19 protein-coding genes are annotated in these 22,582 nt (G+C 70.0%); 13 read left to right on the forward strand and 6 right to left on the reverse strand.

Annotated features, from left to right (window positions below; translation table 11 throughout):
• Positions 1-67 precede the first annotated feature (67 nt).
• The gene (locus WDU93_RS04460) at positions 68-1,441 is read left to right on the forward strand and encodes a DUF222 domain-containing protein (RefSeq protein WP_337317970.1); all 1,374 of its coding nucleotides are present in this window, start codon (positions 68-70) and stop codon (positions 1,439-1,441) included.
• Here the strand turns inward: WDU93_RS04460 and WDU93_RS04465 are convergent.
• Positions 1,434-2,297: an Fpg/Nei family DNA glycosylase gene (locus WDU93_RS04465; RefSeq protein ID WP_337317972.1), complete on the reverse strand. Its 864-nt coding sequence runs from the start codon at positions 2,295-2,297 to the stop codon at positions 1,434-1,436. The genes WDU93_RS04460 and WDU93_RS04465 overlap by 8 nt on opposite strands.
• Before the next feature lie 82 nt (positions 2,298-2,379).
• Here WDU93_RS04465 and mfd point away from each other — a divergent pair, with 82 nt between their 5' ends.
• Positions 2,380-5,976: a transcription-repair coupling factor gene (gene mfd / locus WDU93_RS04470; RefSeq protein ID WP_337317974.1), complete on the forward strand. Its 3,597-nt coding sequence runs from the start codon at positions 2,380-2,382 to the stop codon at positions 5,974-5,976.
• A 135-nt stretch (positions 5,977-6,111) separates the two neighbouring features.
• Here the strand turns inward: mfd and WDU93_RS04475 are convergent, their stop codons facing one another.
• Positions 6,112-6,969: an SDR family oxidoreductase gene (locus WDU93_RS04475; protein WP_337317976.1), complete on the reverse strand. Its 858-nt coding sequence runs from the start codon at positions 6,967-6,969 to the stop codon at positions 6,112-6,114.
• Positions 6,970-7,168: 199 nt separating this feature from the next.
• Here WDU93_RS04475 and WDU93_RS04480 point away from each other — a divergent pair, with 199 nt between their 5' ends.
• The gene (locus tag WDU93_RS04480) at positions 7,169-7,771 is read left to right on the forward strand and encodes a gamma carbonic anhydrase family protein (protein WP_337317978.1); all 603 of its coding nucleotides are present in this window, start codon (positions 7,169-7,171) and stop codon (positions 7,769-7,771) included.
• Positions 7,772-7,792: 21 nt separating this feature from the next.
• Here the strand turns inward: WDU93_RS04480 and gdhA are convergent, their stop codons facing one another.
• Entirely contained in the window at positions 7,793-9,160 is a 1,368-nt protein-coding gene (gene gdhA / locus WDU93_RS04485; protein ID WP_337317981.1) for an NADP-specific glutamate dehydrogenase, read from the reverse strand.
• 45 nt (positions 9,161-9,205) lie between these two features.
• Positions 9,206-11,881, reverse strand: a complete 2,676-nt coding sequence (locus WDU93_RS04490) for a phosphoenolpyruvate carboxylase (protein WP_337317983.1) — start codon at positions 11,879-11,881, stop codon at positions 9,206-9,208.
• Positions 11,882-11,946: 65 nt separating this feature from the next.
• Here WDU93_RS04490 and WDU93_RS04495 point away from each other — a divergent pair, with 65 nt between their 5' ends.
• The 3 genes from WDU93_RS04495 (at position 11,947) to hisS (ending at position 15,260) form a co-directional block, all read left to right on the forward strand.
• Positions 11,947-13,113: a Na+/H+ antiporter NhaA gene (locus tag WDU93_RS04495; protein ID WP_337317985.1), complete on the forward strand. Its 1,167-nt coding sequence runs from the start codon at positions 11,947-11,949 to the stop codon at positions 13,111-13,113.
• Positions 13,114-13,154: 41 nt separating this feature from the next.
• The gene (locus tag WDU93_RS04500; RefSeq protein ID WP_337318092.1) at positions 13,155-13,745 is read left to right on the forward strand and encodes a nucleoside triphosphate pyrophosphohydrolase; all 591 of its coding nucleotides are present in this window, start codon (positions 13,155-13,157) and stop codon (positions 13,743-13,745) included.
• Between the two features lie 267 nt (positions 13,746-14,012).
• Positions 14,013-15,260, forward strand: a complete 1,248-nt coding sequence (hisS, locus tag WDU93_RS04505) for a histidine--tRNA ligase (protein WP_337318095.1) — start codon at positions 14,013-14,015, stop codon at positions 15,258-15,260.
• Here the strand turns inward: hisS and WDU93_RS04510 are convergent.
• Both WDU93_RS04510 and WDU93_RS04515 read right to left on the reverse strand, forming a co-directional pair.
• Entirely contained in the window at positions 15,244-16,473 is a 1,230-nt protein-coding gene (locus WDU93_RS04510) for an APC family permease (RefSeq protein WP_337317987.1), read from the reverse strand. The genes hisS and WDU93_RS04510 overlap by 17 nt on opposite strands.
• A gap of 23 nt (positions 16,474-16,496) precedes the next feature.
• Positions 16,497-16,976 carry a PaaI family thioesterase gene (locus WDU93_RS04515; RefSeq protein WP_337317989.1) on the reverse strand — a complete coding sequence of 160 codons (480 nt, stop codon included), beginning with the start codon at positions 16,974-16,976 and terminating at the stop codon, positions 16,497-16,499.
• Between the two features lie 98 nt (positions 16,977-17,074).
• Between WDU93_RS04515 and WDU93_RS04520 the strand changes: the two genes are divergently transcribed.
• The 7 genes from WDU93_RS04520 to WDU93_RS04550 all read left to right on the forward strand — a co-directional run bounded on the left by WDU93_RS04520 (position 17,075) and on the right by WDU93_RS04550 (position 22,576).
• Positions 17,075-17,422, forward strand: a complete 348-nt coding sequence (locus WDU93_RS04520) for a GntR family transcriptional regulator (protein ID WP_337317991.1) — start codon at positions 17,075-17,077, stop codon at positions 17,420-17,422.
• Positions 17,419-18,447 (forward strand): DUF1648 domain-containing protein, encoded by a 1,029-nt coding sequence (locus WDU93_RS04525; RefSeq protein ID WP_337317993.1) that lies wholly within the window; start codon positions 17,419-17,421, stop codon positions 18,445-18,447. The genes WDU93_RS04520 and WDU93_RS04525 overlap by 4 nt, the downstream gene beginning before the upstream one ends.
• A 2-nt stretch (positions 18,448-18,449) precedes the next feature.
• The gene (locus WDU93_RS04530) at positions 18,450-19,406 is read left to right on the forward strand and encodes a CPBP family intramembrane glutamic endopeptidase (protein WP_337317996.1); all 957 of its coding nucleotides are present in this window, start codon (positions 18,450-18,452) and stop codon (positions 19,404-19,406) included.
• A gap of 4 nt (positions 19,407-19,410) precedes the next feature.
• A complete protein-coding gene (locus WDU93_RS04535; RefSeq protein ID WP_337317998.1) occupies positions 19,411-20,070 on the forward strand; it encodes an O-methyltransferase in 660 nt (219 codons plus the stop codon).
• 75 nt (positions 20,071-20,145) lie between these two features.
• Entirely contained in the window at positions 20,146-21,426 is a 1,281-nt protein-coding gene (gene eno / locus WDU93_RS04540; protein WP_337317999.1) for a phosphopyruvate hydratase, read from the forward strand.
• A 38-nt stretch (positions 21,427-21,464) separates the two neighbouring features.
• A complete protein-coding gene (locus WDU93_RS04545; RefSeq protein ID WP_337318000.1) occupies positions 21,465-22,010 on the forward strand; it encodes an FtsB family cell division protein in 546 nt (181 codons plus the stop codon).
• 35 nt (positions 22,011-22,045) lie between these two features.
• Entirely contained in the window at positions 22,046-22,576 is a 531-nt protein-coding gene (locus WDU93_RS04550) for a DUF501 domain-containing protein (RefSeq protein WP_337318002.1), read from the forward strand.
• Positions 22,577-22,582: the final 6 nt, after the last annotated feature.

The following is a 22,582-nucleotide window of genomic DNA, read 5'->3' on the forward strand; positions in this document are numbered from 1 at the left end:
TCGGGTCCGGTTTGTGTTGTTCCAGTATTCTCGTACATATCTTCGAATATTGACGTAGAATGGAGTCATGTCCGAACACCTGACTCCGCTGTACGAGGCGATCGATGCCCTCGATGCTGCGTGGGGTGACGCAGGCTCGGCGCAGAGCTTGTCTCGGGGACGGTTGATCGCGGCGAATGATGCGGTGGGGGTGGTGCGGCGCCGGTTGGACGCGCTGCACGCCGAGCTCGCGGCGGGTATCGCGCACGAGTCGCGGCCGGAGCTGGGGGCGGGGAGTCTGGCGAAAGAGCAGGGGTTCCGCGGAGTGCCCGCTCTGATCGCGGCGACCGGTGGCGGGAGCACCGGGGACGCGGCGCGTCTGGTGCGGGTGGGGGAGGCGACCGCACCACGGTCGAATCTGTCGGGCGAGGTGCTCCCGGCGAAGTACCCGGCGGTGCGGGCTGCGCTGGGGCGGGGAGCTGTGAGCGCTGCCGTGGCGGCGGCGATCATCTGCCTGTTGGACCGGGTGTGGGTGAAAGTCGGCGCGGCGCGGGTTCACGAGGCTGAGGTGCTGCTCGTGGAACGGGCGCCGGGGCTGTCGATGGACGAGGTGCGCAAGCTCATCACCCGTGCGGAGGCGTGGCTGGACCCAGATGGGGTCGCGCCGCGCGAAGAGGAGGCGCGGGCGGCCCGGTCGCTGACGATGTTCGAACGCGACGGCATGTTGCACATCAACGCCAAACTCGACATCGCTGCGGGCGCCCCGGTCAAGACCGCGATCCAGGGGATCGTCAGCGCCGTGTTCCGTGCGCGCAAGGATGCCATTGAGCCCGGCGCACCTGATGCGGATCGACGCACCGTTCCGATGCTGCAGGCCGATGCGCTCAGCGAGATCTGTGCGCACGCCGTCGGGTGCGAATCCGACGAACTGCCGTTGGGTGGAGCGACCGTGATCGTGCGCGTCGACCTGACCGATCTCGAATCCGGCGCAGGCTGCGCGACGATCGACGGTTTCGACAGCGCGGTGAGTATCGCCGCCGCCCGCCGGATGGCGGCGTCCGGCGGCGCGATCCCGTGGGTACTCGGCGGCGATGGTGAGATTCTCGACTGGGGCCGGGAACGCCGCCTCTTCACCGGGGCCCAGCGCAGGGCGCTCGTCGCGCGCGACGGCGGCTGCGCGATGTGCGGACTCGATCCCGAGCTCACCCGGGCGCATCACATCCGCTGGTGGCAGCGGGATGCCGGCGCGACCGACCTCGACAATGGCGTTCTCCTCTGCGAGAGCTGCCATCACCGCACCCACGACAACGGCTGGGAAATCCGCATCGACGGCGCCGGGATTACCGGTCGCGGTTCATTCCACCGCCCTACGTCGATCCGCTGCGGCGCCCACGGCTGGGCGGGCGAGCCCGCTACGACATCGCCGCCTGAGCGGCGCGACGCGGCCGCTCGAGCTACTTGAGCAGCCGCGACAGCCGGCGGTCGGCGAGCACCTTGCCGCCGGTCTGACATGTCGGGCAGTACTCCAGCGACCGGTCGGCGAAGAACACGCTGCGTACCGTGTCGCCGCACACCGGGCACGCTTCGCCTCGTCGGGCGTGCACCTGCATGCCGCGCCGCTTGGCATCCTTCAGATCCGCCGGCGGCTTGCCCGAGGCGGCCGTCACGGCATCTGTCAGCGTCGCCTGCATCGCCGCGAACAGCCGATCGACCTCGCCGGCGTCCAGTTTCGCGGCGACCGCATAGGGCGACATCTTCGCCGCATGCAGAATCTCGTCGCTGTACGCGTTGCCGATGCCCGCGATGATCGACTGATCCCGCAGCACGCCCTTGATCTGCGTACGCCGGTCCGCCAACAGCGCGCCGAATGCCGCCCGCGTGAACTCCGGATCGAGCGGATCGGGACCGAGACGCGCGATCCCCGGCACGTCGGCGGGGTCGCGCACCACGTACACGGCGAGCGACTTCTTGGTGCCGGCCTCGGTGAGGTCGAACCCGGCGCCGTCGTCCAGGGCGACGCGCAGCGCGATCGGGCTGCGTCCCGGCTTGATGAGCGTCGTCGGCAGCTTCTCGTACCAACGCAACCATCCGGCCTTCGCCAGGTGGAACACGAGATGGAGGTCGTCGCGGCAGGTCACCACGACGAACTTGCCGGCGCGCGAGACCCGCGTGATCTCGGCGTCCTTCAGCGCCTCGATCGGCGGATCGTACGTCTTCAGCGCGGCGATCTCACCCACGCTCGTGCGCGTGATCGAATGGCCCACCGCGCGTCCTGCGAGGAAGTCGACGAGGCCCTGCACCTCCGGCATCTCCGGCATGCCCTCATCCTGCCACCCGCCGTGCTCGCCGCTCCACCCTCGGCACCGCGCCAGTGTAGGTGGTGCGGACTAGACTTCTGCGGTGACTGTTCCAGGGATTCTGCGCGCCTTGGAAGAGGCGAACCTCTACCGTGACGCCCTCACCTGGGCCCAGACCGACGCCGACGTCTCACTTGTCGACGGGCTGGATGCGCCGGTGCTCGCCGGACTCCTCGACAAGCGTGCACACAGCGGTGCTCCGGCATCCGTGCTCGCCATCACGCCCACGGGGCGCCGCGCCGAGAGCCTTGCCGCGGCACTGCAGGCGTACCTCGGTGATGCCGAGGTTCTGACGTTTCCGGCGTGGGAGACGCTGCCGCACGAGCGCCTGAGCCCCAGCCCCGACACGGTCGGACGGCGACTGGAGACCCTGCGCCGACTCCGCACCTGGAACGGTGAGCGGCCGATCGTCGTCGTCGCGTCCGTCCGGGCCGCTCTGCAGCCGGTCGCCGCGAACCTCGGCGACGCCGCACCCCTCGACCTGCGTATCGGCGGCCGCGGCATCGAACTGGAGGATGCCGTCTCTCAGCTTGTCGAACGCGCCTACTCGCGCGTGGACATGGTCTCCCGTCGCGGCGAGTTCGCCGTGCGCGGCGGCATCCTCGACGTCTTCCCGCCGACGGCCGACCACCCCGTGCGCGTGGAGTTCTTCGGCGACGAGGTCGACCAGATCCGCGCGTTCTCCGTCGCCGACCAGCGCTCGCTGCCCGGCGACATCGACATCGTCTCGCTGCCCGCCAGCCGTGAGCTGCAGCTCACCGACGAGGTGCGCGAGCGTGCGGCATCCCTCGTCGGATCCTTCCCCGCGATCGCCGGCATGCTCGAGAAGATGGCCGAGGGCATCCCCGTCGAGGGCATGGAATCGCTGCTGCCGCTCGTCGCCGCACCGCTTGTGTCGCTGGTCGATTACCTGCCCGAGCGCAGCGCGACCGCCGTCGTCGACCCCGAGCGTGCCGCGGCACGCGCGCAGAACCTGGGCGAGACGAACCGTGAGTTCCTCGACGCGGCCTGGAGCGCCGCGACCTCCGGCGCCGACGCCCCGGTCGACACATCGGCGCTGCTGGGCGCCCGGCTCGACGCCGGCGACTTCCTCTCCGTCGCCGCCCTCCGCGAGGTCGTGCACGCACGCGACGGGGTCTGGTGGCGGCTGAGCACCTTCGCCGGCGACGACGAGGACGCCGCGAACCTCGACGCCTCGATCATCCCGTCGTTCCACGGCAACGTCGACGGCGCGATCGCCTTCGTCGAGGCCAAGGTGCAAGACGGCTGGCGGGTCGCCATCGTCGCCTCCGGTCAGGGGCTCGTCGAGCGCGCCCGCGACGTGCTCAGCGACCGTGGCGTCGCCGCGCGCATCGTCGCCGATCTCGCCGACAACCCTGAAGCCGGGGTCGTCACCCTCACGACCGGGTCGATCGAGGCCGGTTTCCAGGTGCCGGATGCTCGGATTGCGGTGCTCACCGACAACGAGTTCTACGGCCGCACGATCGGCGGCGACCAGCGGGTCGTCAAGAAGCTCGCCTCACGGCGGAAGAACGTCGTCGACCCGCTGCAGCTCAAGCCCGGCGACTTCGTCGTGCACACCACGCACGGCATCGGCCGGTTCGTCGAGATGACCCAGCGCGAGGTGTCCACCGGCGGTCGCAACGCCACCAAGTCGACCCGCGACTACCTCGTGCTCGAATACGCGCCGGCCAAGCGCGGCTACCCCGGCGACAAGCTGTACGTGCCCACCGACCAGCTCGACCTGCTGTCGAAGTATGTCGGCGGCGAAGCACCCACGCTCTCGAAGATGGGCGGCAGTGACTGGTCGGCCGCCAAGGGCAAGGCACGCAAGGCCGTGCGCGACATCGCCGTCGAGCTGGTCAAGCTCTACTCGGCCCGCATGAGTGCCAAGGGTTACGCCTTCGGGCCGGACACCCCCTGGCAGCGTGAGCTGGAAGAGGCCTTCCCCTTCGCCGAGACCCACGATCAGTTGCAGACGATCGACGAGATCAAGGCCGACATGGAGCGGCCCATCCCGATGGACCGCCTGCTCTCGGGCGACGTCGGCTTCGGCAAGACCGAGGTCGCGGTGCGCGCCGCGTTCAAGGCGATTCAGGAGGGCAAGCAGGTCGCGATGCTGGTGCCGACGACCCTGCTCGTCAAGCAGCACCTCGAGACGTTCACCGAGCGTTTCGCCGGATTCCCTGTGAAGGTGCGGCCGTTGTCGCGGTTCCAGACCGACAAGGAAGCGCGGCTCACGCTGCAGGGACTCCTCGACGGGTCGGTCGACATGGTGATCGGCACCCACCGCATCCTCACCGACCAGGTCATCTTCAAAGACCTCGGTCTGATGATCATCGACGAGGAGCAGCGCTTCGGTGTGGAGCACAAGGACGCCCTCAAGAAGATGAAGACCAACGTCGACATCCTCGCCATGAGCGCCACCCCGATCCCGCGCACGCTCGAGATGGCGGTCACCGGCATCCGGGAGATGTCGACGCTGCAGACGCCGCCGGAGGACCGGCATCCGATCCTCTCCTTCGTCGGGGCGCGCAGCGACAAGCAGATCGCGGCCGCGATCCGGCGCGAGATCCTTCGCGAGGGTCAGGTGTTCTTCGTGCACAACCGCGTGCAGTCGATCCAGCGCGTCGCCGCCGAACTCGCCGAGCTCGTCCCCGAGGCGCGGATCGCCGTCGCACACGGCAGGATGGGCGAGCATCAGCTCGAGCAGGTCGTCGATGACTTCTGGGAGCGCAAGTACGACGTACTCGTCTCGACCACCATCATCGAGACCGGCCTCGACATCTCCAACGCGAACACGATCATCATCGATCGCGCCGACAAGTACGGCCTGTCGCAGCTGCATCAGCTGCGCGGGCGCGTGGGTCGTGGCCGTGAGCGTGCGTACGCGTACTTCCTGTACGACGACATGAAGCCGCTCAGCGAGACCGCCGCCGACCGTTTGCAGACCATCGCCGTCAACAACGAACTCGGCTCCGGCATGCAGGTGGCGCTGAAGGATCTCGAACTGCGCGGTGCGGGCAACCTGCTCGGCGCCGAGCAGGCCGGGCACATCGCCGGTGTCGGATTCGATCTGTACCTGCGGATGATCGGCGAGGCGGTCGCCACCTTCCGCGGCGACGAGGTCGAGACCGGGCAGGAGCTGCGGCTCGAGTTGCCGGTGGATGCCCGCATCCCCGACTACTACATCGACAGTGAACGACTGCGCCTGGAGGCGTATCAGAAGCTGGCGACGGCATCCACCGCGACCGCGGCGGACGACGCGATCGACCTGGTGATCGAAGAGCTCACCGACCGCTATGGGACGCCGCCCGCCGAGGCCGAGGGGCTCGTCGCCATCGCGCGCCTGCGGCGCCGTGCCGCCAGAGCGGGGCTCGCCGACGTGGTCGCCATGGGCTCGAACCTGCGCATCGCCCCGGCGCGTCTCGAGGACTCGATGAAGGTGCGTCTGCAGCGGCTGTACCCGAAGGCGAAGCTCGTCTCGGGCGGCGAGGCCCTGGTCATCCCGATGCCGACGGTGCCCGCTCCGGTCGGTGTGGGGATGGATCCGTTGCCCGCCGCCGAGCTCCTCGCCTGGGTCGGGCAGCTGTTCACCGCGATCTTCCCCGAGCCCGCCAAGGAGCCGTCCAGCGTCTGAACCCGCGCAGGCATCGGCCCGGAGGCGTCAGACGCTGAGATGCGCGCTTCGCGCGGAGCGGATGCCGAAATCCGTCCGCGCGAAGCGCACATTCCCGCGTGAAGCGCCCACCTCCGTGCGCCCGCGGCGCGCGGTCTACTGATGGAGCGAGAATCCGCCGTCGCTGGTGAGCACTTGCCCGACCATCCACGAACCGGCATCCGAACACAGCCACGCGATCAGGCGTGCCGGGTCCTCAGGCCGACCGAACCGACCGAAGGGCGTGCCGGCGAGATACCCGGGCACCCAGCTCACGTCGCGGTCGGCGGTCTCGGGGTCGAGATAGCCGGTGTTCACCGGACCGGGATTGACGGTGTTCAGCAGGATGCCCGCATCGAGTAGCTCAGCGGCGACCGTCTTCGTGATACCCGCGAGAGCCGCCTTGCTCGTGGCATAGGCGACTTCCCCCGCCATCGGCCCGTGGGCCTGTCCCGAAGTCATCCAGATGACGTGGCCGGTCGCCTGCTCGAACGGACGCTCGATGCCAGCCGCGGTCAGCCGGGCGCGCGCACGCCGAGCGAATCCTGCGGTGAGCAGCAGGCTTGCGCGGGCATTCACCTGCCAGTGCGCATCCAGACGGTCTCCCGTCATCTCGAAGATGCTCCCATCGTCACCGCTCAACGCCTGGTTGCAGACGAGGATGTCGAGGGTGCCGGTGAGCGACGCCGCGGCATCGAGGAGCGGCTCGATCGTCGAGAAGTCGCGGAGGTCGGCAGCCGCGTCGCCGACGCGCGCGCCCGCGGCGGCGCAGGCCGAGATGTCCTCGCGCACGGCGGCGAGGTCATCCCCGCCCCAGGGCTGATCCAGGTCGTGTGGGCGGTGATGGTGGAAGAACACACTGGCCCCGGCCGCGGCGAGGGCCCTGGCGGTGCCGAACCCGATGCCTTTCCGGCGCGAGACACCGGTGATCAGGGCCGTGCGGCCGGAAAGAGGGAGGTCGAAAGAAGAGCGCATGAGTGAACCTTGTCCGTGCGTGGATGTGATCGGGGACGGATTCAGCGCTTCATGAGGGCGAGCTTAGCGGGCGTCAGATGCGGAGATGTGCGCTTCGTGCGGAGCTGATGCCGAAATCCGTCCGCGCGAAGCGCACATTCCCGCGCGAAGCGCGCCGGCATCCGTGGTGCGCGGCAGGGGCCGTCGCTAGTCTGGCGGCATGTTGTACGAGCACCTGGGGTCGAAGCCCCGCGTCCATGACACCGCCGTCGTCGCTCCCACCGCCGTGATCTCGGGCGATGTCGAGATCGGCCCGCACTGCCAGGTGCTGCACGGAGCCGTGGTCACCGCCGAGGGCGGCCCGATCACCCTCGGCGAGCATGTGATCGTGATGGAGAACGCGCTCATCCGTGCCACCGCGGCCAACGCCGTGCACATCGGCGATCACACGCTCGTCGGCACCCTCGCCAGCATCGCCGGCGCGACCGTCGGCGAAGAGGTCTTCTTCGCCTCCGGTGCGCGGGTGTTCAACGGCGCCAGGGTGGGAGCGCGCTGTGAGGTGCGCGTGAACGCCATCGTCCAGCGACGCGCCGTCGTCCCCGAGGGCACCGTCGTGCCGATCGGGTGGGTCGCCACCGGCGACCCGGTGCAGCTGTTCTCGCCCGATCGGGCCGACGAGATCGCCGCCGCCCAGCCCGAGCTCGACTTCCCCGGCCACGTGTTCGGTGTCGACCGCGACACCCCCGACCTGATGGTGCAGCTCACCGAACGCTATGGCAGCTCGTTGGCGCGTCACGCCGACGATCGTCCCGTCATCGAATAGCCACCGCAGGGCGGGATCTGCTCAGATCACGCCCTGCGCGAGCATCGCGCCCGCGACCCGCTCGAAGCCGGCGATGTTCGCGCCGGCGACGTAGTCTCCCGGGGTGTCGTGACGCTCGGCGGCCTCGAACGCGGCGGCATGGATGTCGCCCATGATCTCGCGCAGCTTGTTCTCGCTGTCGCCGAAGCTCCAGCGCTGACGCGAGGCGTTCTGGCTCATCTCCAGCGCCGAGGTCGCCACGCCGCCGGCGTTCGCCGCCTTGCCCGGTGCGAACAGCACACCGGCACGTTGGAAGGCATCCACGGCATCCGGCACGGTCGGCATGTTCGCGCCCTCCGACACGGCGCGCACGCCGTTCGAGATCAGCGCCTCGGCATCCGCCGCGCTCAGTTCGTTCTGCGTCGCCGACGGCACCGCGATGTCGACTGGCACTTCCCACACGCTGCCGCCCTCGACGAAGCGGGCGCTCGGCCTGCGGCGGGCGTATTCGACGATCCGCGCGCGCTCGACCTCTTTGAGCTGGCGGAGCAGGTCGAGGTCGATCCCCGCATCGTCGACCACGTACCCGGACGAATCCGATGCCGTCACCGCCGTCGCGCCGAGCTGGGTCGCCTTCTGGATGGCGTAGATCGCCACGTTGCCCGAGCCCGACACGCTCACCCGCTTGCCGGCGAGCGAGTCGCCGTGCACGCCGAGCATCTCCTCGGCGAAGAAGACGGCGCCGTAGCCGGTGGCCTCGGTACGCACCTCTGCGCCACCCCAGCCGGTGCCCTTACCGGTGAACATGCCCGACTCGTGGCGGTTGGTGATCTTGCGGTACTGGCCGAACAGGTAGCCGATCTCGCGCCCGCCCACGCCGATGTCGCCAGCGGGAACGTCGGTGTGCTCGCCGAGGTGCCGGTAGAGCTCGTTCATGAACGACTGGCAGAACCGCATGATCTCGGCATCCGAGCGGCCGTGCGGGTCGAAGTCCGATCCGCCCTTACCGCCGCCGATGCCCTGACCGGTGAGCGCGTTCTTGAAGATCTGCTCGAACCCGAGGAACTTGATGATCGACAGGTTCACCGACGGGTGGAACCGCAGACCGCCCTTGTACGGGCCGAGCACCGAAGAGAACTGGATGCGGTACCCCCGGTTCACCTGCAGGCGCCCGGCGTCATCGACCCACGGCACCCGGAACAGGATCTGCCGCTCCGGTTCGACCAGTCGCTCCAGGATGCCGCCGTCGACATACTCCGGGTTGCGTTCGAGAACCGGAGCGATCGAGCCCAGCACCTCGTGCACGGCCTGCTGGAACTCCGGCTCGTGCGGGCTGCGTGCGAGTACCGTCTCGAACACGGGCTGGACGGCGGCGGGAAGCGGGCGGAAGGCTGCGGTGGTCTCGGTCACGTGAACACTTTCTCGAGAAGGGATGAAGGGGAGTGGCGGCTGGGATCAGCCGGTGTTCTGCAGACCGGCGGCGACGCCGCTGACCGACAGCAGCAGCAGTCGCTGCAGCTCCGGATCGGTCGGGAGGTCCTGGTCGGCGGCGTCCGCCTGGCGGAGCGCGCGCAGGGCGCGCAACTGCAGCAGCGACAGCGCATCCACGTACGGGCTGCGCAACTGCACGGCCCGCTGCAACACCGGCTTGTTCTCGAGCAGGCGGTCGCCGCCGGTGAGGCGGATCACCCACGAACGGGTCAGCTCCAGTTCGTCGAGCACGAGCTGGGCGAGATCGTCGCGGTCGCCGAGCGCCAGGTACTGGCGCGCGATGCGCTCATCGGTCTTCGCCAGGCTCATCGCGACATTGTCCACCAGGGTGTGCAGCAGCGGCCACTCCTGATACGCCTGGCGCAGCAGCGCCTCATCGCCCACGGCATCCAGCGCCGTGCCGAGACCGAACCAGCCGGCGAGGTTGATCCGCGCCTGTGTCCACGCGAACACCCACGGGATCGCCCGCAGGTCTTCCAGCGACTCCACCGAGAGTCCGCGGCGGGCCGGGCGGGAGCCCAGCGCGAGCAGCCCGATCTCTTCCAGCGGGGTGACCGTGGCGAACCAGGGCGCGAAGCCCGGTGCCCCGACGAGCGAGAAGAAGCGGTCGCGGGATGCGGCATCCATCACCCGCGCCACCTCGGCGAACCGCTCGGCCGCGCCGCTGTTGCGCTCTTCCACCGTCGGCGACGACGCGAGCAGCGTCGCGGCGGCGACCTGATCGATGTGACGCATCGCGATCGCCGGCTCGCCATAGCGGGCGAAGATGACCTCGCCCTGCTCGGTGAGCTTGAAACGCCCGTCGACGGAATGCGGGGGCTGGGCGAGGATGGCCGAGTTGGCCGGCCCGCCACCGCGACCCAGGGCGCCGCCACGACCGTGGAACAGGGTGAGCTCGATGCCCGACTCCTGCGCCCACTGCGCGATCAGCCGCTGGGCCTCGTACAGGGCGAGGTTGGCCGCCACCGGCCCGACATCCTTCGAGGAGTCGGAGTAGCCGAGCATGACCTCCAGGCGATTGCCGGTCTGGGCCATCCGCGCCGCGACCTCGGGGAACGTCACCGTCTCGGCGAGGATCCCCGGCGCCGCCTGCAGGTCGGCGAACGTCTCGAATAGCGGAACGACATCGAGCACCGGGGCGTCGTCGCCGAGCGCATACGTGGCCAGTCGGTACACGTTGCGCAGGTCTTGAGCAGACTGGGTGAATGACACGACATACCGGCCGGCCGCACGCAGCCCGTAGCGTCGCTGGATGTCGGCGATCGCCCGGAACACCTCGAGCACTTCGTCGGTCTGTGCGCTGCGCTCACCGCCGGCGTCGAGCTCGGCCAACGCCTGCGCGTGCACCTTGGAGTGCTGACGCACCTCGAGTTCGGTGAGGTGGAAGCCGTACGTCTCGACCTGCCAGATCAGGTGCTGGATGCCGCCGAAACCGTGCCGGGCGGCGCCCGCGGCCACGAGCGAGTCCTGCACGGTGCGAAGGTCGGCGAGCAGTTCCTCGGGGGCCGCGTACGCGTCGTCGCCGCCGGTGCGCGTGGCGTGCACGCGGTGGACGAGGAAGAGCAGCACCTGGCGGTGGGGCTCCTCGGGGGAGCGGGCGGCGATCTCGCCGGCGAGCTCTGGGGCGGCCTCGACGAACGACTCCCACCGCTCCACGAGCTCGGCACTGGGCGGGGTGTCGTCCGCGTCGAGCGTGAGCGTGCGGCCGATGCGTTCGATCGCCCGCTCCAGACCGCGCAGCACGTGATCCGAGGCGATCGCGGCGGCCTCGCGGGTGACGGATGCCGTCACGAACGGGTTGCCGTCGCGGTCACCGCCGACCCAGGAGCCGATGCGCACGAACGCGGGCACGACCGGGGCGACCGAGCCGGCCGCGTCACCCTGCAGGGCATCGTCGATGCGGCGGTACACGTGGGGCACGGTGGTGAACAGCGTCTCGTCGAACACGCCCATCACGGTGCGCACCTCGTCGGTCGGCGTGGGCTTCTGCTGGCGCAGCGGCGCCGTGCGCCAGAGCGTGTCGACCTCTTCGAGCATCCGGCGCAGCGCGCGGCGCTCCTCGGACCCGTCGGCGCTCGCCGCGTCGTGCTGCGTGAGCAGTTCCGACAGGCGGCGGATGCTGGATGACACCGCCCGGCGACGTGCCTCGGTGGGGTGCGCGGTGAACACGGGCTGGAACCGCAGGCCGTTCAGGCGGCGGCGAGCCTCGTCATCGCCGACCTCGCGGCGCAGCTGGGCGTAGGCGGTGGCGACGGTGTCGACGGCATCCTCTCGCCCCGGCTGACCGGCGCGCTCCCGCAGCACCCGCACGCGCTGGTGCTCCTCGGCGAGGTTGACGAGGTGGAAGTAGCAGGTGAAGGCGCGTGCGACCTCGTCTGCCCGCTCGATGGTGAACGACTCGGCGATCGCCGCCGCGCGCTGGAAGGCGTCGTCGGTCTCTTCGTCGAAAGCCTGGATGGTCGCGAGGCGCAGACGTTCGACGTCTTCGAAGAGGCCGGGCGTGCCCGACTCGCGCAGCACCTGACCGAGCAGTCCGCCCAGCATGCGCACGTCGGCGCGCATCGCCTCGGGAATGCCGTCGGATGCTTCGAATCGGGTGATGACCCGGATGGCTTCGGTGTTCGTGAGCTCGGGGGACATGGTTCGACAGTAGACCGGACCTGCCCAATGCCCTGACCAAATGACGCCTCGGTAGCATGGAGGGGATGCGTATCTCGGCGAACCCCCTCCGCGGTCAGCAGTTCCCGGCCATGCTGCTGCTCCTTGCAGCGGCTCTGGGCCTCCTGTTGGCCAATCTGCCCACCCACGATGCGATCGCAGGTGTGCTTGATGCGCACATCGCGGTTCCCGGCACCAGCCTCGACCTCTCGGTCGCACACTGGGTGTCGGACGGCCTGCTGGCCATCTTCTTCCTCGTGGTCGCGATCGAGCTGCGGCACGAACTCACTCACGGCGAGCTGAACAGCCCGCGCAAGGCTCTCCAGCCCGCGATCGCCGCCGCTGGCGGCGTGATCGTGCCGATCGCCGTGTACCTGCTGATCGCGGGCGGCGAGACCACGGCATCCGGCTGGCCGATCCCCACCGCCACCGACATCGCCTTCGCGCTGGGCGTGCTGGCCATGTTCGGCAAGGGCCTGCCCTCGGCCGTGCGGGTGTTCCTGCTGGCGCTGGCGATCCTCGATGACATCATCGGCATCATCTTCATCGCCGCACTCTTCGCGCACGACGTGAACTGGATCTTCTTCGGACTCGGCGTGCTCGGCGTGGTCGTGTTCGGTCTGCTCAGCCGCTGGCTGCACGCCACCGGTCACGCCGGCATCGCCGTGACGATGGGCATCGTCGGCGTGGTCGTGTGGGGGCTTGTGGCCGCTTCGGGCGTGCACGCCACGATCGCGGGTGTGATGCTCGGCCTCATCATGGCGCCGGTGCCCGCTGAGCGGGTGCGCCATGGCCTCGAGCCCACGGTGAACGGCTTCATCCTGCCGGTGTTCGCCTTCGTCGCGGCCTTCGTCGTGATCCCCGGCGTCTCGCCGAGCGAACTGTCGCCGGCCTTCTGGGGCATCCTCATCGCGCTGCCCGTCGGCAAGATCCTCGGCATCGGTTTGTTCGGCTGGATCGCCATGCAGATCCGCCCGCGCGGCACCAAGCCCACACTCGAGACGCCCGATCTGCTGGCCGCCGGCGCGCTGGGTGGTATCGGGTTCACGGTGTCGCTGCTGCTGGCGAATCTCGCGTTCGCCTCCGACAAGCTGCTGCGCGACGAGGCGATCCTCGGTGTGCTCGCCGGATCGCTCCTGGCCCTCGTGCTCTCGGGCGTCATCGTCTCGCTGCGCGCCCGGCACTATCGCCGGCTCTCCGCGGCCGTCGAGTGAGCGACGCCGTGACCGACCCGCTGCGCGATGCCGCCGAGACCATGCGGCTGGTGCGCGAGCGCTGCGTCTGGTCACAGCAGATCACGCACCGCGACCTCGTGCCGTATCTGATCGAGGAATCGCACGAGGTCATCGACGCGGTCGAGGCCGGGTCGCGGGCGGAGCTGCAAGAGGAACTCGGGGACCTGCTCTGGCAGGTGCTGTTCCATTCGGCCGTGGCCGCGCAGCATCCCGACGACCCGTTCGACATCGATGACGTCGCCCGCGCGCTGACCGAGAAGATGGTGCGTCGGCATCCGCACGTGTTCGCGGACGCTGTGGCAACAACCCCCGAAGAGGTGCTGGTGCACTGGAACGCGGCGAAGGCTGCGGAGAAGCGGGAGCGCTCCAGCGTGCTCGACGGCGTGCCCTCAGGGATGCCGGCGCTGGCTCGGGCGCAGAAGGTGCTCGGCCGGGCAGCCTCCGTCGGCGTCACCGCTGGCGAGGCGCCGCCCGTCGCGGCGTCGGAGGCCGAGCTCGGCGACGCGCTGCTCGCCCTCGTCGCGCAGGCGCGGGCGGAGGGCTGGGATGCCGAACGTGCGCTGCGTGAGCGTCTGCGCGCGCTGGAGGCCGAGGTGCGCGCCGCGGAGTGAGGCCCTTCGTCTCGCTCCGCTCGCTCAGGGACCGGGGCCCCGTGGTTCGCGCCCTTCGTCTCGCTGCGCTCGCTCAGGGACCGACCGCGTGGGTCGCTGCCCTTCGTCTCGCTGCGCTCGCTCAGGGACCGGGCCCCGTGGGTCGCTGCCCTTCGTCTCGCTGCGCTCGCTCAGGGACCGGGGCCCTGTGGGTCGCTGAGCTTGTCGAAGCGCCGGCGCGCGACCTGGAAAGATGGAACCGTGGCAACGGTCAATCCTCCGCGCGGGATGCGCGACTTCCTCCCCGCTGACAAGACGCGTCGCGAGCGCGTGCTCGCCGTCATCCGTGACCGCTACCGGGCGCACGGCTTCGACGAGATCGAGACCCCGGTGGTCGAGGAGTACGACCGGCTGCATGCCGGCATCGGCGGCGACAATGAGAAGCTCTCGTTCAACATCCTGCGCCGCGGTCTCGACGCCGACGGCATCCGTGAGGCTGCCGACGACCCCGCGGCGCTGTCCGACCTCGGACTCCGCTACGACCTGACGGTGCCGCTTGCCCGCTTCTACGCGACCAACCGTGGTCAGCTGCCCGGAGTGTTCCGTTCCATCCAGATCGGCCCGGTGTGGCGCGCCGAACGCCCGCAGAAGGGGCGTTACCGCCAGTTCGTGCAGTGCGATATCGACATCATCGGCGACGACTCGGCACGTGCCGAGGCCGAGCTCATGGTCGCCTCACTCGACACGCTCGACGCGCTCGGCCTCGAGGGCGGCACGATCCGGGTGAACGACCGCCGCGCGCTGGACTGGATGCTCGGCTCATTCGGTTTCACGCAGGATGAGCGCCCCGGTGTGCTCATCACGATCGACAAGCTCGACAAGATCGGTGCCGAGGGCGTCGCCGCCGAACTGCGCGAGCGCGGCGCCACGGCCACCGCTGTCGATGCCTTCGCCGGCTTCCTCGCCCGCCCGCAGGCCGAGCATGGCACGTACGGTGAGGCGCAGATCCGCGCGGCCCTGCCGGAGGGGGCGCCCGACGACGTGGTCGCCGACCTGGTCGGCCTGGGTGCTGCTGTCGAGGCGGCACGGGGGAGTGTGCCCCTCGTGTTCGACCCGTTCCTCGTGCGCGGCATGGGCTACTACACCGGCACGATCTTCGAGCTCGCGCACCCGTCCGTCGGCTATTCGCTGGGCGGTGGCGGCCGCTATGACGGCATGATCGGCCGCTTCCTCGGCCAGCAGGTGCCCGCCGTCGGCTTCTCGATCGGTTTCGAGCGCATCGTCGACCTCGTCGCCGAGCGCGAGGCGGATGCCGCACCGGCGATCGCGCTCATCCATGACGCCGACGTGCCCGTCGCCGAGTTGCTGGCGCACAAGGCGGCGCTGGTGTCGACCGGGGCTCGGGTGCGGCTGGAGCGCCGCACGAAGAACCTCAAGGGGCTGCTCGAGCGTGCGGCGGCCGACGGCTACACCGGCTTCGTGACCGTGCGCGCCGGCGACGTGATCGGCTCCGCCGAGGTCAAGCCGCTGGGCTGATCGCCCGGCGTACCATCCGGTAGACCACACCGACAAGCACGACACCCAGGCCGATCGCTGCGGCGAGCGGCGGGAGCGTGCTCACGAGCGTCACGCACCCGATCGCGCCGACGACCTGCAGCGCCTTCGGATAGCGGCGACCCTGCCGCTGCCGGAAGGCCGCGACGTTCGCGATCAGGTAGTACAACAGCACGCCGAATGACGAGAATCCGATCGCTCCGCGCAGGTCGGCCACCAGCACGATGGCGATGACGATCGCGGCGATGAGGATCTCGGCGCGGCGCGGCACCTGCCAGCGTTCGTCGATCACGGCCAGCAGGCGCGGCACATCGCCCTCGCGAGCCATGGCCAGCGTGGTGCGCCCGATGCCGGTCAGCAGTGCCAGCAGCGCGCCCAGGGATGCGGCGGCCGCCGCGACCTGCACGACGGGGGCGAGCGGTTCCCACCCGGCTGCGGCGACGACGTCGGCCAGCGGGCGAGCCGTGCCGACCGCATCCGCGCCCAGGGTGAGCACGACGACGACCGCGACCAGCGCGTACACGATGACGGCGCCGGAGAGGGCCAGCACGATCGCGCGGGGGATGGTGCGCGACGGGTCGGTGACCTCTTCGCCCATGGTCGCGATGCGCGCGTAACCGGCGAAGGCGAAGAAGAGCAGACCGGCGCCCTGCAGCACCCCGTACACGGTGGCGTCCGCCAGCGGCGCGGGCGCGGCGGCGGGCGCCGCCGTGAAACCGGCGGCCACGACCACGGCCAGCCCCAGCAGCGAACACACCACGAGGATGCGGGTGAGCAGCGCCGTGCGAGTCACGCCGAAACAGTTCACGGTCGCGAGCGCCGCCACGGCAAGGACGGCCACCGGAACGCGCCAACCGGCGGGCGCCGCATAGGCGGCGAAGGTCATCGCCATCGCCGCGCAGCTGGCGATCTTGCCGATCACGAAGCACCAGCCGGCGATGAAGCCCGACCACGGGCCGATCTCGGCACGGGCGTATGCGTAGGTGCCACCGGCGACCGGATGCACGGCGGCGAGCTGCGCCGAGGAGGTGGCATTGCAGAAGGCCACGAGCGCGGCGACGGCGAGTGCGAGCAGGATGCCCGAGCCGGCGGCGCCGAGTGCGGGTGACCAGACCGCGAACACACCGGCACCGATCATCGAGCCGAGCCCGATGGCGACGGCATCGGCGAGGGACAGGCGGCGGGCGAGCGGCATCCCGCTATCGTCGCATCCCGAGGTTAACGGACGCCGTCGCGCGCGGCCGTCACGCGCTGCTTCTCACGCACGTAGACTTCGCGGCGCACCTTGGCGACGACGTCACCCTCGCGGTCGGTGATGACCGTCTCGAACCACTCGAGCACCTTCTCGCCGCCGTGCGCGCGGCGGCGGATGTCGTCGGCGTGCTCCTTCGACACCTCGAATTCAGCCGTGAGCACGCCGCGGCCGGGCTTGAGGAACTCGATCTCGCCACGGGTGTCCCACACGACGTAGTCACGGCCGAGCTGATGCATCACCAGCATGAAGAAGTAGGGGTCGGTCATCGCCGACATTGATCCGCCGAAGGCGGTTTTGACGTAATTGTGCGTGAGCAGGTTGACGTGCAGTTCGACCGTCGCGTGGGTCCAGTCGTCGCTGAAACGACGGACGCGGATACCGCTGAACAGGTTCGGGAACCACAGACTCATGCCCACGGCGAGGCGGCGAGGGGTGATGCGCATGGCCTCAGAATGTCGGATCCCGGCACGGCGGCGCGATTCGATGTGAGGGTGTTGACAATAGTTCTAGTTGAACTAGAGTTTTATGAGAAAGGGGAGCGATGCTGATCAAGATCGACACCGAGAGCAGTCGGCCGCTCTTCGAGCAGGTCGCCGGCGCCGTGCGCGCCGAGCTCGCCGGCGGCTCTTTGGTGCCCGGTGACCGGCTTCCCCCCGCCAAGGAGATCGCCGCGGCGCTGGAGATCAACGTGCACACCGTGCTGCGCGCCTACCAGCAGCTGCGCGACGAGGGGCTCATCGATCTGCGCCGAGGCCGCGGTGCGGTCGTCACCGTCGCCGCCGCGCCCCTCGTCGCCCTCCGCGCCGAGGTCGCAGACCTCGTCCGCCGCGCAGCCGGCCTTGGCCTCTCACCCGCAGCCCTCGCGGCCCTCGTGAAGGAGACCTCATGACCTCCGATCTTCGGCGTGCCCGCCGCGCCTTCCTGCTCGTCGGGGTGCTCGTGCCCGTCGTGCTGTCGGTCGTGGCGCTCGTCATCGTGCTGGGCCTTCTCCCGCTCGTGCCCGACCCTGCTGCGACGCACTGGGGCACGTCGGGCGCCGACGGTTTCGCGACGCCGTGGGCGTATGTCTGGATGCTGCTCGGAGTCGGGCTCGCTCTGCCGGTCGTACTGTCCCTCTCCGTCCTCGCCTCGTCGCGTGACAGCTGGGGCGTCACCGGTCGGTTCCTCGGTGCCGTCGCGGCCGGGCTCTCGGCGTTCTTCGCTGTCGCCTTCCCCGGGTCGCTGTGGATTCAGCGGGGGCTCACCGACGCCGCGGATGCTCCCGACGTGCTGCCCGTGGTGGGCGTGGCGTTCGGCGGGGCGCTGGTGGCGGGCGCCGCGGCCTGGTTCGTGCAGCCATCAGTGCGCGTGCTGCCCTCGCTAGGTGACGGCGCTGAGACCGTGCGGCCGATCGCCCTGCGCTCGGGCGATCGTGTGGCGTGGGTCGGCACCGCGACGGTCGGTCGGGCCGGTGTGATCGTGCTGGCCTTCACGCTGGGTGTGCTGGTGGTGACGGCCGTGGCGCTGCTGCTGGCCGGTGTGGGCGCGTGGTGGCCGGTGGCGGTGACCGCGGTGCTGATTGCGCTCGCGATGGCGGCCACGCTGACATTCCGTGTCCGGGTGGGACCGGGCGGTTTCGTGCTGCGCTCGGTGCTCGGCTGGCCCGGCGTCTCGCTGCCGCTCGCTCGGATCGCCGATGCGCGCGCGGTGCACATCTCCCCGCTCGCAGAGTTCGGTGGCTGGGGGTGGCGAATCGGTCTGGACGGCCGGCGGGGCGCCGTGCTGCGCGCCGGGGAAGCCCTGCAGGTGACGGCCGACGACGGGCGGGTATACGTGGCGACCGTCGAGGGGGCAGGCGACGCGGCTGCCGTGCTCGCCGCCCTGATCGGGCGCACGGCGGAACGAGGCGACGTGGAGCGCGGCCGAGAGGAGTGAGCATGGACGGTGGTTTCGGAAGGCCCAGCGGACGGGTGCCCTGGGGCGCCGTTGCCGGTTTCACCGTGCTGGCCTGTGTTCTGGCCTGGCTGGTGTGTCTGCCGCTCTGGCTCGGCGATGGGCTCGCCCATCCGCTGGCGCCGCTGTTGTTACCGGCCATGATGCTCACCCCTGCGCTGGCCGTGCTCGTGGTGCTCGGGTTGTGGCGCACGCCCGCTCGCGGCGACCGGCTCCGCGGTCTGGGGCTGTGGCCGTTGCGCCCGGCACGACGCGTGGTCTGGCTGATGGTCGCCGGGTGGCTGGTGCCGCCGGTGATCGTGGCGGCGAGCGTGCTCGTGGCCTGGCTCTTGGGCTGGGTGATCATCGACCCCGGAGCATCCGCCCTGGCCAGGCAGCTGGAACAGGTGCTGCCGGCCGGCACGCCGATGCCGCCGATCGGGCTACTCATCGGTGCCCAACTGGCGGCAATCCCGGTGGGGGCGCTGGTGAACAGTCTCTTCGCGTTCGGCGAGGAGCTGGGCTGGCGCGGGTGGCTGCTGCCAGCGCTGCGTCCGCTCGGTACGTGGCCTGCGCTGCTGCTCAGCGGCGCGATCTGGGGCGTCTGGCACACGCCCGTCATCCTGCTCGGCTACAACTTCGGCCGCACCGACCTCACCGGCGTGCTGAGCATGGTCGTCGGATGCGTGATGTGGGGAGTGCTGCTGGGATGGCTGCGTCTGCGCTCGGGGTCGGTGTGGCCGGCCGTGATCGCCCACGGCGCCCTGAACGCCGCAGGCGGTATGGTCCTGCTCTTCGCGGCCGGCGCACCCGACCTTGCGCTCGCCGGCCCGCTGGGCGTGGCCGGGTGGATCGTCTGCGCGCTCGTGATCGTGGTGTTGCTGGTGGCCGGGCAGTTCCGGATCCAGCCGCCGCTCGCCGGTGGTGGGCTTGACCGCCTCCGCTCGCGCGGGGTTGGCTGAAACCATGCGATCAACACCCGAGAACTGGCGTGCCGCCGATGACTACCTGGCCGATACTCTCGTCGGCCATGATCCGGCTCTGGAGGCCACACTCAGCGCGCAGCGGGCGGCTGGCCTGCCTGACATCGAGGTTGCTCCCGTCAGCGGCAAGCTGCTGAACCTGCTTGTGCGGATCAGCGGTGCCCGTCGGGTGCTCGAGATCGGCACTCTCGGCGGGTACTCCACGATCTGGATGGCCCGCGCGGTGGGGGAGCACGGGCGGGTGGTGACGGTCGAGGCCGAAGCTGGCAACGCCGCCATCGCGCGAGCGAGCATCGACGCTGCCGGGGTCGGCGACCGGGTGGAGATCCGCGTCGGCCGCGCCGCCGACGTGCTGCCGACGCTCGTCGGCGGGTTCGACCTTGTCTTCATCGACGCCGACAAGGAATCCAACACCGTCTACCTCGACTGGGCCGCGCGTCTCGGCCACCCCGGGACGGTCGTCGTCCTCGACAACATCGGCCGCGAGGGCGAGATCGCACGCGCCGACAGCACCGATCCGATGGTCATCGGAACCCGCGATGCGCTGCAGATGCTGGGGGAGGATCCACGGTTCGACGCGACCGCCCTGCAGACCGTCGGACTCAAGGGTTGGGATGGTGTCGCGATCGCTCTAGTCGTCTGAGCGCGCATCGCTACACTGAGAGCGGACCGACGCCGCTCCACCCAACCCCTTTCCTCTTGAACAAGGAGCACATTCGTGGCACTGATCGAGGCTGTAGGCGCACGCGAGATTCTCGACTCGCGCGGAAACCCGACCGTTGAGGTGGAGGTGCTCCTCGATGACGGAATCGTGCAGCGCGCCGCCGTCCCCTCCGGTGCATCCACCGGCGCCTTCGAGGCGTACGAGCTCCGCGACGGCGACAAGAGCCGCTACGGCGGCAAGGGCGTGCTCAAGGCCGTTGAGGCCGTCATCGACGAGCTCGGCCCCGCGATCGAGGGCGTCGAGGCCAGCGAGCAGCGCATCATCGACGAGATCCTCATCGAGGTCGACGGCACCGACAACAAGAAGCGCGTCGGCGCCAACGCCATCCTCGGCGTGAGCCTCGCGGTCGCCAAGGCCGCCGCCGACTCGGCCGACCTGCCGCTGTTCCGCTACCTCGGCGGCCCGAACGCGCACCTGCTGCCCGTTCCGCTGTTCAACGTCATCAACGGTGGCGAGCACGCCGACAACGGCATCGACATGCAGGAGTTCTTCCTCGCCCCGATCGGCGCCGACACCTACAGCGAGTCCCTGCGCTGGGGTGTGGAGACCTACCACGTGCTGCGCAGCGAGCTGAAGGCCGCCGGCTACGCGACCGGCCTCGGCGACGAGGGCGGCTTCGCCCCCGACCTGCCCAGCAACCGTGAGGGCCTGGACTTCCTGCTGAAGGCTATCGAGAAGGCGGGCTTCACCCCCGGCACCGACATCGCCGTGGGTCTCGACGTCGCCGCCACGGAGTTCTTCAACGACGGCGTCTACCGCCTCGACAACAAGGACTGGACGGGCCCCGAGCTCATCGAGTACTACGTCGGTCTGGTCAACGACTACCCGATCGTCACCATCGAGGATGCCCTCGCCGAGGACGACTGGGCAGGCTGGAAGCTGCTCACCGACCAGCTCGGCTCGAAGGTGCAGCTCGTCGGTGACGACCTGTTCGTGACCAACCCCGAGCGTCTCGCCGAGGGCATCCGTCGCGGCGTCGGCAACTCGCTGCTGGTCAAGGTCAACCAGATCGGCACGCTCAGCGAGACGTTCGACGCGGTCAGCCTCGCCCAGCGCTCCGGCTACACGGCCATGCTGTCGCACCGCTCCGGTGAGACCGAAGACACGACGATCGCCGACCTGGTCGTCGCGACCAACTCGGGTCAGATCAAGACCGGTGCGCCCGCTCGTTCCGAGCGCGTCGCGAAGTACAATCAGCTTCTGCGCATCGAAGAGGAGCTGGGCGACGCCGGCGAGTTCGCCGGTCGCTCCGCGTTCCCCCGCTTCCGCGGCTGAGCGCAGCTGAACCGTACGACCTGAACGAAGGGGGAGCCATGGCCCGACGCCCGGCTCCCCCTTCGGCATCCACGGCGAAACCCGCCAAGCCCGCGAAACCTGCCGGTCGCGCCGCCACGTCCGCGGAGCCACGGCGCCCCCGACGCTCGGTCGACGTGCGGGAGTGGACCAGCGGCATCCGCCTCTCCGGCTTCGCCGTGATCATGCTCTCGCTCGTCGTGCTGGGCACCTGGGTGCTCGTGCCCACGCTCGGCACCTACCTCGAGCAGCGCCAGCGCATCGCCGCCCTCGAATCATCGGTGCAGCTGACCACGGATGAGATCGCGGCGCTCGAGGCGGAGCGCACCCGCTGGGACGACCCGGCGTTCATCACCACGAAGGCCCGCGAGCGGCTCTATTACGTGAAGCCCGGCGAGGTCGTCTACCTCATCGACGACGACCTCGAGGCCACAGATCTGCCGCCCGAGCAGGGGCCCGTCAGCGATGAGGTCGAAGAGCGCGAGTCCGACTGGATGCCGCAGCTGCTGCGCGGCGTCGTCACCGCCGGCCTCGCGCAGAACGCGGTCGAGGCCCCGGCACGCTGAGGCCGCATCCAGCCAGCCTCCCGTACGCTGGAGGGGTGAGCAGACCGCCCTTCCCGACCCCGTCCGACGCCGAGATCGCGGTGGTCTCCGCACAGCTCGGTCGTGAGGCCCGCGGCGTCGTCGGCATCGCGGCCCGCTGCGTGTGCGGCAACCCGACGGTCGTCGCCACCGCGCCGCGCCTGACCGACGGCAGCCCGTTTCCCACTTTCTACTACCTCACCCACCCGGCGGCGGCGGCAGCGATGTCGACCCTCGAGGCCGAGCATGTGATGCCCGAGCTGGCCGAGATGCTCGACGACGAGGATGTCGCGGCGGCGTATCTCGCCGCGCACGAGTCTTTCCTCGACGACCGTCGCCAGTACGGAGACGTGCCCGAGATCGACGGCATCTCGTCGGGAGGCATGCCCACCCGCGTGAAGTGCCTGCACGCCCTCGCGGGACACGCCCTGGCGGCAGGTCCCGGAGTCAACCCGATTGGCGACGCCGCGCTCGCACGCGCCTCCTGGTCGCCCGAGCGCTGCGCCTGCGTCGACCCCGGTGCAGCGCGAGGGAACGGCGCCGGATGACGGTCG

Source organism: Microbacterium istanbulense, assembly GCF_037204145.1.
Lineage (GTDB): Bacteria > Actinomycetota > Actinomycetes > Actinomycetales > Microbacteriaceae > Microbacterium > Microbacterium istanbulense.